Source organism: Pseudoalteromonas sp. G5_S1_54_S4 (assembly GCF_054968565.1).
Genome location: NZ_JBQKUL010000019.1, coordinates 12,300 through 23,389, shown reverse-complemented (window position 1 = coordinate 23,389; position 11,090 = coordinate 12,300). Strand labels below are relative to the sequence as shown.

At 41.2% G+C, this 11,090-nt stretch carries 9 protein-coding genes and 1 pseudogene; 5 read left to right on the top strand and 5 right to left on the bottom strand.

Going from position 1 to position 11,090, the window contains the following annotated elements; all coding sequences use genetic code 11:
• Positions 1-25 precede the first annotated feature (25 nt).
• From ACTRWE_RS09195 to ACTRWE_RS09185, 3 genes are all read left to right on the top strand, one after another.
• The gene (locus tag ACTRWE_RS09195) at positions 26-904 is read left to right on the top strand and encodes a LysR family transcriptional regulator (protein ID WP_028834276.1); all 879 of its coding nucleotides are present in this window, start codon (positions 26-28) and stop codon (positions 902-904) included.
• A 119-nt stretch (positions 905-1,023) separates the two neighbouring features.
• A complete protein-coding gene (locus ACTRWE_RS09190) occupies positions 1,024-2,979 on the top strand; it encodes a hypothetical protein (RefSeq protein ID WP_462879887.1) in 1,956 nt (651 codons plus the stop codon).
• A 62-nt stretch (positions 2,980-3,041) separates the two neighbouring features.
• Positions 3,042-3,500 carry a TlpA family protein disulfide reductase gene (locus ACTRWE_RS09185; RefSeq protein WP_462879886.1) on the top strand — a complete coding sequence of 153 codons (459 nt, stop codon included), beginning with the start codon at positions 3,042-3,044 and terminating at the stop codon, positions 3,498-3,500.
• 40 nt (positions 3,501-3,540) lie between these two features.
• Here the strand turns inward: ACTRWE_RS09185 and ACTRWE_RS09180 are convergent, their stop codons facing one another.
• Both ACTRWE_RS09180 and ACTRWE_RS09175 read right to left on the bottom strand, forming a co-directional pair.
• Positions 3,541-4,851, bottom strand: coding sequence for a DASH family cryptochrome (locus ACTRWE_RS09180; protein WP_462879885.1), 1,311 nt, complete (start codon positions 4,849-4,851; stop codon positions 3,541-3,543).
• 131 nt (positions 4,852-4,982) lie between these two features.
• Positions 4,983-6,710, bottom strand: a complete 1,728-nt coding sequence (locus ACTRWE_RS09175) for a DUF885 domain-containing protein (protein ID WP_462879883.1) — start codon at positions 6,708-6,710, stop codon at positions 4,983-4,985.
• 201 nt (positions 6,711-6,911) lie between these two features.
• Between ACTRWE_RS09175 and ACTRWE_RS09170 the strand changes: the two are divergent.
• Both ACTRWE_RS09170 and ACTRWE_RS09165 read left to right on the top strand, forming a co-directional pair.
• Positions 6,912-7,085: pseudogene (locus ACTRWE_RS09170) on the top strand (DUF4202 domain-containing protein); the annotation flags it as partial.
• 41 nt (positions 7,086-7,126) lie between these two features.
• A complete protein-coding gene (locus ACTRWE_RS09165) occupies positions 7,127-7,633 on the top strand; it encodes a TFIIB-type zinc ribbon-containing protein (protein ID WP_350644941.1) in 507 nt (168 codons plus the stop codon).
• Positions 7,634-7,687: 54 nt separating this feature from the next.
• Here ACTRWE_RS09165 and der read toward each other — a convergent pair whose 3' ends face one another.
• The 3 genes from der to ACTRWE_RS09150 form a co-directional block, all read right to left on the bottom strand.
• On the bottom strand, positions 7,688-9,157 hold the full coding sequence (gene der, locus ACTRWE_RS09160; RefSeq protein ID WP_076923098.1) for a ribosome biogenesis GTPase Der: 1,470 nt from the start codon (positions 9,155-9,157) through the stop codon (positions 7,688-7,690).
• Positions 9,158-9,250: 93 nt separating this feature from the next.
• On the bottom strand, positions 9,251-10,429 hold the full coding sequence (bamB, locus tag ACTRWE_RS09155; RefSeq protein ID WP_462879882.1) for an outer membrane protein assembly factor BamB: 1,179 nt from the start codon (positions 10,427-10,429) through the stop codon (positions 9,251-9,253).
• A gap of 10 nt (positions 10,430-10,439) precedes the next feature.
• On the bottom strand, positions 10,440-11,060 hold the full coding sequence (locus tag ACTRWE_RS09150; RefSeq protein ID WP_028834270.1) for a YfgM family protein: 621 nt from the start codon (positions 11,058-11,060) through the stop codon (positions 10,440-10,442).
• Between the last annotated feature and the right edge of the window lie 30 nt (positions 11,061-11,090).

The following is an 11,090-nucleotide window of genomic DNA, read 5'->3' as shown; positions in this document are numbered from 1 at the left end:
AAACGTTCTATAAAAGAGAACTATAATGAGCCGTTTGAACTACCATCACTTGTATTATTTTTGGTCTGTTGCCCGAATTGGTAACTTAACCCAAGCCGCTAAAGAGCTGCATTTATCGCAGTCAGCGCTCTCCACTCAAATTAAACAGCTAGAGCACACCATTAATATTGAGTTATTTGAACGCAAAGGACGTACCTTGGCATTAACCGATATGGGAAAGCGGGTGCAAATGTACGCTAACGATATATTCACTAAGGGCGAAGAACTGTCGTCTTTTATTCATAAAGGGATGATTTCCCAAACTCAGCATTTATCAATCGGGGTGCTTAATACGCTCTCTCGTAACTTTATCGAGGAATTTATTAACCCTTTAATGAGTAACGACGAAGTACGCTTTTCCCTTACTGCAGGGCGTATGGATGGTCTGTTAAATGGTTTGGCAGAGCACGAACTGGATTTAGTTTTAACCAATAAACCCATCGGACTTGAGCACTACGATCAACTGTGGCAAAGCCAGTTGGTATCTCGTCAGCCATTAGCCATAGTGGGTCCAGCGGATAAAAAAACACGCGGTCAATTTCCTACCGGTTACACTGATGCACAATGGGTGCTACCCAGTAAAACCTCCGCGATTAGAGACTCATTTAATGCTTTGTGTGCTCGTTGGCAGTATCAGCCAAAAATAAAAGCAGAGGCTGACGATATGGCTATGCTGCGATTACTTGCCCGTGATAGTGGTGCGTTATCGGTATTGCCATCAGTTGTAGTAAAGGATGAAATAGAACAAGGCCTACTAGTTGAATATCAGCGTTTACCCGATGCATTTGAGCACTTCTATGCCATTACCGCGCAGCGCAAGTTTGTACCAGACATATTAAAGTCGCTGCTTGCCAAAACCTGCTAATTACTTTTAAAGTATGTTTTTTGCGTAAATACTTTATTTTTAAATAATAAAAAATAATTAAAGCTTTTAATTCGTTGGCCGATACCGTATTTATATTGTACTGAAGATTAAGGATAATCATGGTTAATAAACTACAAGGCAATTATGCTAACTTAAATGCGTTGCTTGCCCAATCGGTCAATAATTCAAACCAAACCAGTATGCCCACAGGTTTGCAATCGCGTGCTCACTTAGCGCCAAGTTCGGCAACAATCACTGATGAAATGCTTAGTCAGTTTAGTGACCAACAAGTCGATCAAATACTTAATCAGCAATTATCCTCGTTACTCACGATTTCCAGCACACCCAGTGGCTCAAATTATAAGCTCTCTAGTGAAGAGGTTGCACTACGTACGGTGATAAGTTCTCAGCAAGAGGGCCTATTAAAAAATGAACGTAGTGATCAGTTAATTGAGCGTTTAAACAGCTCGGTAAAAAATATTCAGGGCGCTTATGCTAACACTAGCGATATTTTATCAAACTTGGGGCAGCTTGGGTTCAATCAAAAAACGTTTTTAGCGTCTAGTCAGCAGCGTGTTGAACGCTCACTTAATCCTTTCATGGAAAGCTTTAATCGCGAGCGATTTGAAGACGATGATAACTATGGGTTTGAGCTTTCGGTAAAAACCAAAGAAGGTGATGTTATCAATATCACTTTTCATTCTGCGCAAGGTTACGATGAAGAAACTGGCGAAACCACTGACGAATTTAGCGTAAGTTATGAAGTAGATGGCGACTTATCTGAGGCTGAACACCAAGCATTAACGCAAGTACTTTCTGGTGTTGGTGAAATGGCGGATGAATTTTTTAAGGCCAAACAAAGCGCTTACAGTCGTTACGTACCCGCAAACCAAGCTGATTTAGATTTAAGCTTTCTAAGCAATTTTGATAACAAAGAACTTTCGGGTTTTGATTTGTATTTTTCAACGTCAGAGGGAAATAATGTCGATGCTGATGGAGCGATGCTCGGAACAGATAATGAGCTTAATTTAAGCTATACCCTTGATGAGGATTCTGAGCAGCAAATACTGGAGTTCGAATCGGTAAACGGACAAAACAATATTGATTTTTCGCTTGATATGTCAACCATTGGCGCTCAAGACAAAAGCCAAATGCAGCAATACATAAAAGCGCTTGATAAGAGTTTAGAAGATAGCCAGCTCAATAGCTCAGAGAAAAGTACGCGTTCGGCGTTTGGCCAAAAAAGTGATGAAGTAATGAAACAAGGGTTGGCTGTTTTTAAAAGTGCGTTTAGTAGTATGTCATCAGCCGCTGAGCGCTACAGTGAAATTGAGTCAGTTGCTACAAAGCAGTTTACTAATGGACGCGAGCTTGTCGCTAATTTGGTTGACAACATGATAACCAAAGATCCACGCTATCAAGGGCTAGGAAGCAGTAATAAAAATTCCTTAGGTGATGGTATATCTAAGTTAGCTGATTTTGATGCAAAATTCTCTTTTGCAATGGATCAAGGTGATTACATAGCAACAAGCACCACAAAGCTGAGTCAAAATACAGAACACCAAAAATCAGCAGGGTTAACTGGGGTCACTCAAGATAAAACGGCGAGCACGCGTTTTAATTATGAAGAAGGTAACCGCTCAGACATCCCCCCTGATTATTATGATAAACAAGAAAATTACACTATTGGTACCGCTGTAAAAAATAACGAATTGGTTGCCCTTGATCAGGCTCATGAGGTGGATGTAGATAAAAAAGTGTATCAGTTTAATCCCGAAATATCTCAATACGAGCTAAAAAAGGAATTAAAAGAAACAACCACCAGTGAGAGCAATATTCGTCTTATTAACGATATTTGGCTCGAGAAAAATGAAGATAGTCATCGTATGGATGAAAGAAAACGACTCAGTGGTGTGGGGGCGTCGAACGAGTTTAGAACAACATCGAGTTATTCACATACGCAATTAGTAACATTAATCGGAGACTTAGATAAATTAGAACAAAACAAAGAAGCCAAACGTGAGTACTTAGCCGTTTTATCACAAGTGGATGATTTTATGGATAAAAGCAAGTAACTTTTATTTACTTAAGCTCGATTGTGGGTATAGTAACTAAAACACTATTTAAGTATAAGATTATGTTTAAACAATTAATTTTTCTTTTAATGTTGAGTTTACCACTGGCAGTGAATGCAACGCTCAAACCACACTCGGACGCTATTTCTGCTAAGCGTTTATTAAGCGAGCACGATAAATTTGCTAAACAATACCAAGCATTTTCGCCTACACCCCAAGACGTTGCATTGATGCAAAAACTAGCAGGTAAAGAGGTGTTAGTGCTTTTAGGTACCTGGTGTCATGACAGTGCCCGTGAAGTACCTCGATTAATAAAGTTACTTGATGAGTCTAAGGTTGAACTTTCGAAAATAACCTTTGTTACTGTAGGTTATGACAAACGTGATGAGGCAGGTATTGCCTTGGCGCATGACTTACAATATACCCCCACTTTTATTGTGAAGCATAACGGGGTTGAAATTAACCGCGTAGTAGAAAAGCCCAGCGGCACACTTGCCCAAGATTTAACCTTGGGCTTGTAACGAGAGTCAGCTAGCCAGTATTATGTTTGAGGTTTTGTTATTACACAGGCCAGTCGGCGGCGTCTAAGTCATCTAACTGTGCATCGCAGTGCTCATTCCCTTGCCATTTGGCAATATATTCACCGTGTGGGTCGTATTGCTGGGTTTGTTTTGCCAAATTAAAGTGTCGCCCACCGCGCGGATCGACCCCAACCCCAGCAATATATTGCCAGTTGCCCCAATTAGCGGCTACATCGTAATCAATAAGTTGTTGTTCAAAGTAAGCAGCGCCATAGCGCCAGTCTAGTTGTAGTTCGTTGACCAAACAGCTGGCTGCAATTTGTCGTGAACGGTTAGTGATAAAGCCCGTTGCGTTAAGCTCTTTCATAATAGCGTTAACTAGCGGAAATGGGGTACTGCCTTGGCACCATTTTGCAAAACGGTTCGGGCTAAAAGTGGTCAGTGGCGAGCTTTGTTTTTTACCTTTAAAAGTAAATAACTGATGCTTCACATTAATTGCATGCCACTTAAAATACTCACGCCAGAGCAATTCAAACTTGATCCAGTATGTTGATTCATTTTCCCCATGCTGCGCTTCATAAGCATCTACTGCACAAAAAATTTGCTTGGCACTAATACAACCAAAAGCCAGCCAGCTACTAAATTTAGTCGAGTTATCAAAGCCATCCAGCTCATTACGGGTGATTTTATAGCTGCTTGGTAAAGCTGATGAAAAGTACTGTAGACAATGCGCAAGGCCGGCTTTGTGTCCACCTTGGAGTAAAGGGTTTCCTGTTGGCGGCTCTGATATAGGCTGTTTAGCACATAAAATAATAGGCGGTGGAAGTCTTTTTGTTGAGAACGGCACTGCGGATAAACTGATACCAGTGGCTTCGATTTTTTTTCTAAAAGGGGTAAAGCCGGTTGGTAAATCAGCAAGTTCAAAGGGCAGTTGTTGCTGTTGATATAAGGTATCTTGCATCACAGATTTAAATACCACAGTAGCGCATTTCGATTTAAGTGCGGTAATTTGGCGTTGCTCATAAACGCCTATTTGCTCGCTATAAACAACTTCATCAATGCCAAGCTCATTAACACGCTGTGTTAATACCCTTACCGGATCGCCTTCTAAAATATGCAAGGTTTGGCCAAGCCCTAAAACAGACTCCTGTAGCTCGTATAGGCTTTGCATTAGAAAGCGTTGTTTATGTACACCATAGGGTTTTTGTTGATAGTTATTGCTTTTGAACCAAGCAGGGTTAATCACAAAGACCAGGTCCAACTCACATTGTTGTTGTGATAAATCATTGAGTATGGGGTTGTCATCAATGCGCAAATCATTTTGCAGCCAATACAGAATACGTTTTTTCATACTTAAGCTCTGGTTTTTAAAATCATTAACTTTACGAAGCAAAAGCGGGTAGGGATTAGTTTTGAGGTGTTTAATAGGGCTTTAAAAAGAGGCGGTAACAATACCGCCTCTCAATTTGTTCTAGCTTTATTTTAAATAGCTGATTTTTGCTGTGCTATCCAGTCATTAATTACATCTTCAAGTACCGCCATAGGGAGTGAACCTTGACCAATAACGGTATCGTGGAAGCTGCGTATATCAAATTGTGCGCCTAGCTGTTTTTCTGCTTTGGCACGTAGTTCGCGTATTTTAATTTCGCCCATTTTGTATGAAAGCGCTTGGCCTGGCCAAGAAATATAGCGGTCTATTTGATCTTCCACTGCGCTTTGTGGCAAAGCGGTATGATCAGCCAAATAATCAATCGCCTTTTGGCGGCTCCAGCCAAAGGCATGAATACCGGTATCAACCACTAAGCGCACTGCGCGCCACATTTCGTAGCCTAAACGGCCAAAGTCACTGTATGGGCTTTGGTAAAAGCCCGCTTCTTTACCTAAACGCTCTGTATAAAGTGCCCAGCCTTCGCCAAAAGCAGAGTGGCTCAGTGTGCGTCTAAACTCAGGAACGTCTAATTCCATAGCAATGGCATTTTGTAAATGATGCCCAGGAATAGCTTCGTGCAGGCTAAGTGCTTCTAAATTATATAAAGGTTGTAATTCAGGCGTTGAAGCTAAAAAGTAAGTCCCCGGTGAACGGTTATCTGGCGGTGGCATATAAAATGCGCCACGACTCGCTGAGCCTTTAATGGTAAAAGTATTGCGCGGTAAATGGCCAAAGTAAGTAGGGAGTTTGCCATACATTTTTTGGGTTATAAAGGCGGTTTTTTCGAGCAAGTCTTGGGGATCGGTTGCGTAAAACTGCTCATCGGTTGCCAAAAATTCTAAAAACTCGCTATAGCTGCCATCAAAGCCAACTTTATCAATAATACTTTGCATTTGCGCTTTGATGCGTGCCACTTCTTTAAGGCCAAGCTCATGGATTTGCTTGGGGGTCGCATTTGTTGTGGTGTAATAATTTACTGTATATTTGTAATAATCAAGGCCCCCTTTGATGCTTGCAATACCGGGCTGCGCTCTACAATGTGACATATATTCGTTTTCAAAAAAGTCGTAAAAGTGCTCGTAAGCAGGCACGACTTTTGAGGCAATTAACGCTTTAGCTTTATTTTGGTAAGTTTCTTTTTGCGCTGCGCTAAATGTATTAGGGATGCGAGTAAATGGCTCATATAAGGCGCTATTCTCAGGTTGTTTAACTATATGGGCGCTAATACTTTGGCCATAATTTTTAAACGTTTCGCAGTAGTGGGTAAAACCAGTTTGAATGCCTTGCTTCAGTAAATTAATGTTTTGCTGATTAAAGCGCGGGTAATCACCAAGGCTCACTAAAAAGGCATCGTAATCATCAATGGTTAAAAAGGCCATGTTAGCCGGCGCTTCTGCAAAGTAAGTGTGCCAGCCACTTAAAAAATTAACCGGAAAGTATTTATCTTGGTAAAGGTAGCTTTGCTGCTCGGTTTCTCGCTCATATTTAAACAAGCGGTAGTTCATTAACTGCTCGCTATTGAGCGTTTTAGGATCAATGCTGGCTAAGTTTTTTAGTACGCTGTTGTTGTAAGCTTGGCGCTTCGCAATGGCTTGCTCGCTCCAATCGGGTAGGGTACCGTTGGGCTTCCAACCATCAGGATCGGTTCTAAAAAATATTTTCTCAGCTTTGGCGTTTTGCCAGTGGTTATCAATAATGGTTTTTAAATCGCTGTTACTGTCGGCTAAGCTTGGCAGCGAGGTGGCTGCTAAGGCAATAGCTAAGATTGTTTTTTTTAGCATGTTGAATTTCACTTTTTTAAAATTTTAATTATTATTTATGCGCGCTGATTTTATGATAATAACAAGTTCACTCAATTAATGCGTTGGTTTTTAACAGCAGTCTAGCTTATTGTTTTACTGGTGTTTAAAATAAAACATATTGGAGTAGCGATATTTAATAACGTATTTTGCTAACCGATAAGGCGAATAGCCAACACCCAAATATTTATTGAGCATTTCATGCTTAGCTTTGCAGGTTCGAAATCCGATTATGATGAAGAAAAATGGATTGGGATTACTCGCTGTACTTGGAAAAAAATGTCAGATAATGCACATGAGTTTGTATTGGCAGGTCACACACCATTAATTGGCCTGATACACAAAGCGTTAGAATAACTATTTAACTTTAGGTATTAAAATAAAAAGGATTTTTGAAAATGTTGTGCCCTCGTACAAATACACCATTGGAGCCTATATTAGTTGGCGGTATCACTGTTTATACATCGTCGTTAGGCGGCGTTTTTTTCGATAACAGCCAAATTTTTAAATTTAACTCGCCAGAGTTAAAACATGGTCAGGTTTTACTTAAGTATTTGAGTAATTATGCCGAAGGTGAGGGTGAAGTCGCAATGCGAGTAAATTGCCCTAAATGCCCAAGCATAGTGATGATGCGTAGGTATTTTTCACCGCTAAAAGCAGTTGAAATAGATGAGTGCCCAAGCTGTGCAGGAATATGGCTTGATAGTGGTGAACTGGAAAGAATACACGAAAATCATCTAACGCCCAAAGAGCGTAAGCTATTAGCTAATGAGATGGCTACAAATCATGGTTTCATATCCATTAAAACGCCAAAATCGAAATATTACCCTAAAGCGCCTAAAAATCTTCAAGGCACCACAGTTGAACGGCTGGTGCAATTAGCATTAATTAATTTTGAATCATAAAAAACGGCGTACTATAAAGTACGCCGTTTTATTAAACTGACTTAATCAAAATCGTTATGACTTATTGCGGTTTTCTTTACTAAACGCACGAATTTTACGTTTTTGCGACAGGGTTACTTTATTAGTACGCCCTGCAAATGGGTTATCGCCTTCTCTAAATTCAATTTTGATTGGCGTACCCATAATTTTTAGTGCTTTACGGTAGTAGTTCATTAGGTAGCGTTTGTAGCTATCAGGTAAATCATGAACTTGGTTACCATGAATGACGATACGCGGTGGGTTATAACCTCCAGCATGCGCATATTTAAGCTTAACACGACGACCGCGAACAAGCGGTGGCTGGTGATCTGCTTGTGCCATATCCATGATACGACGTAACATAGCGGTGCTTATACGTTTAGTTGCCGACTCATACGCTTCGTCAACTGATTCAAATAAATGACCAACACCCGTACCATGTAGCGCAGAGATAAAGTGCAAGCGGGCAAAATCAATAAAGCCTAAGCGACGATCAAGCTCAGTTTTAATACGATCTTTAACGTAGTTATCTAGGCCATCCCACTTGTTCACGGCAATAACCAATGAGCGCCCTGAGTTAAGGGCAAAGCCTAATAAGCTTAAATCTTGATCTGAAATACCATCGCGGGCATCAACCACTAATAGCACCACGTTACAATCTTCGATTGCTTGTAGTGTTTTAATGACTGAGAATTTCTCAACCACGTCACTTACTTTTTTACGTTTACGCACACCAGCGGTATCGATAAGAATATATTCTTTGTCGTTACGGGTCATCGGAATGTAAATTGAGTCGCGGGTTGTACCTGGCATATCGTATACAATAACGCGGTCTTCACCTAGTATGCGGTTAGTAAGGGTTGACTTACCAACATTTGGACGACCAATAATTGCCAGCTTTACCGGCTTGTCGGCAAACGCTTGGTGATCTGTGTCATCTTCTTCACCTTCTTGATATAAGTCGATAAGCTCTTCATCGTCATCGGCTACATCTTCATCAAGTGCGGCAAGTTCAGCAATAACTGGCTGAAGTGTTTGTTCGAGCAGTAAAGTAATACCACGACCATGAGCGGCAGCGATATGATGAACTTCACCAAGTGAAAGTTGATAAAACTCAGCACAGTTCGAGTCAGCATCAATGCCGTCTGTTTTATTGGCTACCACAAAGCACTTTTTCTCTTGCTTACGTAAGTGACTAGCAATGGCTTGATCAGCGACTGTCATACCCACGCGGGCATCAACTAAAAATAAAACAATATCCGCTTCTTCAATGGCTAGTAATGACTGATCAGCCATTTCGGTTTCGATACCTTCTTCTGAGCCATCAATACCGCCCGTATCTACCACGATAAATTCAAAGCCATCGTAATTTGCTTGGCCATATTTTCTATCACGCGTTAAGCCAGGAAAGTCGGCAACGAGTGCATCACGAGTACGTGTTAAACGGTTAAATAATGTGGATTTGCCCACATTGGGTCGCCCTACAAGAGCGATCACGGGAAGCATAAACTACCTCTTTAAAAAACAACAAAAGGCTTCGCAGTGCGAAGCCTTACAAAAAATAATTAACTATTAGTGCCTTACACTAATAGTAGACAGTTAGTTTGGTATTTTTACCGCGCTAACTTCACCATCACGGGTGTATAAAATCAACTTATCGTCAGCAACAACAGGCTCAACAAAAAAACCTGAGGTGTCAAAGTCTTCACGAGATACTAGCTCGCCAGTGTCTTTATTTAACCAATGCAAATTGCCTCCTTGGTCACCTAACGCTAAATAATTACCGGCAACCGCTGGGCCTGTTAAGTACCAGCCACGAAGAGCGGGTTGGCTCCAACGTTCAATGCCTGAATCTTTATCAAGTGCATAAACAACGCCGTTACTATCAACAACGTAAATTGTTTGCAAATCCATGGCAATTTCACGGTAGCTGCTGTATTCACGTTTCCATACAACATTACCAGAACGAATATCTACTGCTGATAAGTTCCCATTGTATGCAATCGCATAAGCAAACGGGCCACTAATAAGTGGTTGTGTATCTACATCAACTAAACGCTCAAACTCTGATGCGCCTTTTGCTACAGCAATTTCTGCGCTCCACGCTGAGTAGCCGCTCTCAGAAATTAAAACACTGAGCTTACCTGTTTCAAGGCCAACCAACACACCACCATTAGCGACGGTTGGTGAACTTTGACCGCGTAAGGTAAGTGCTGGCACTTCTTGCTCAAAGCTCCAGCGCTCTTCACCCGTATCAGGATGCAGGGCCAGTAACTTACCTGATGCTAAATTAACAAACACTAAACCATCGCCTGCAGCAGGTTTAGACAGTGATTCGCCTGGCACTTTTTTACGCCATACCTCTTTACCTGTCTCACGATCAAGGGCAATGACATAGCCATGTTCTGAACCTAAATAGATTTTACCATAAGCTTGTAATATTCCGCCTGATAATTTTGCACTATCGTTATCGCTCCAAGGCCAAAACGATAAATCATGACGAACATCGGTTTCCCAAAGCGTATCACCATTGGCAAGTGATAACGCTTCTACTTGGCCTTCGCGACTCGCTACATACACAGTATCTTTATAAACAGCTGGTGATAGGCGTGAGAAGTAATGCTCTACACCGCTACCTATTGATTCTTGCCAAACAACTTCTGTTTCAAACTGATTGGCTATTTCAGGAAGTACCAGTTCTTCTTCATCATCACTTGATGAACAGCCCATAAGTGTTGCCATACAAAGGGCGAGCGTTGCTGTTGTTATTTTTCTCATGCCTAAAACCTTATGCCGCTGGGCTAGTTACTGCTAGGTCATCTAACTTAATTTGTAATAGAGGATTGCTGGTTAATCCACCGGCATCAACCGCAGCTTGGTAGGCTACGCGTGCTTGTTCTTTATTGCCTTGCTGAGTGTAAATATCGCCTTTTAACTCTGCAACATTTGCATTAAATGCCTCTGGCAACGGCGAATTTAACGTGGTTAATGCATCATCGTATTGTTGTTGAGCAATTTGCACACGCGCTAAACGCGTAGTGGCAATGGCTTTTAACTGCGCGTTATCGACATTTGATACAATCCAGCTTAGCTTTTCATTCGCTACATCTAATTTTTGTGCATCTACCGCTTCTTTTGCAGCAACAAATGCCGCTAAAGTTGCGTACTGAGTGTCTTTATTTTCACTGATGAAGGCATCAGCAGAAGCTAATACGTCATCACTTTCAACAAGCTTAGTGTAAGCATCAGATGCTTGCTCTGCTGTTGTTATTTGGTTTTGGTTGTAGGCCTTCCAACCGTACAAACCACCTAAGCCAACAATTACACCTAAAGCAAGTGATAGGCCGTTTTCACGAAAAAAGCGTTTAATCGCTTCTGCTTGTTGTTCTTCAGTTGAATAAATTTCCATGCTTACCTCTATTAAAGCGCTTTACTCGCT

Excerpts from the sequence above, each read along its gene's own strand:
- der (WP_076923098.1), bottom strand. The coding sequence starts at position 9,157 with ATGCTTCCCGTGATCGCTCTTGTAGGGCGACCCAATGTGGGCAAATCC.
- ACTRWE_RS09195 (WP_028834276.1), top strand. The coding sequence starts at position 26 with ATGAGCCGTTTGAACTACCATCACTTGTATTATTTTTGGTCTGTTGCC.
- ACTRWE_RS09150 (WP_028834270.1), bottom strand. The coding sequence starts at position 11,060 with ATGGAAATTTATTCAACTGAAGAACAACAAGCAGAAGCGATTAAACGC.
- ACTRWE_RS09180 (WP_462879885.1), bottom strand. The coding sequence starts at position 4,851 with ATGAAAAAACGTATTCTGTATTGGCTGCAAAATGATTTGCGCATTGAT.
- ACTRWE_RS09175 (WP_462879883.1), bottom strand. The coding sequence starts at position 6,710 with ATGCTAAAAAAAACAATCTTAGCTATTGCCTTAGCAGCCACCTCGCTG.
- ACTRWE_RS09190 (WP_462879887.1), top strand. The coding sequence starts at position 1,024 with ATGGTTAATAAACTACAAGGCAATTATGCTAACTTAAATGCGTTGCTT.
- ACTRWE_RS09165 (WP_350644941.1), top strand. The coding sequence starts at position 7,127 with ATGTTGTGCCCTCGTACAAATACACCATTGGAGCCTATATTAGTTGGC.
- bamB (WP_462879882.1), bottom strand. The coding sequence starts at position 10,429 with ATGAGAAAAATAACAACAGCAACGCTCGCCCTTTGTATGGCAACACTT.
- ACTRWE_RS09185 (WP_462879886.1), top strand. The coding sequence starts at position 3,042 with ATGTTTAAACAATTAATTTTTCTTTTAATGTTGAGTTTACCACTGGCA.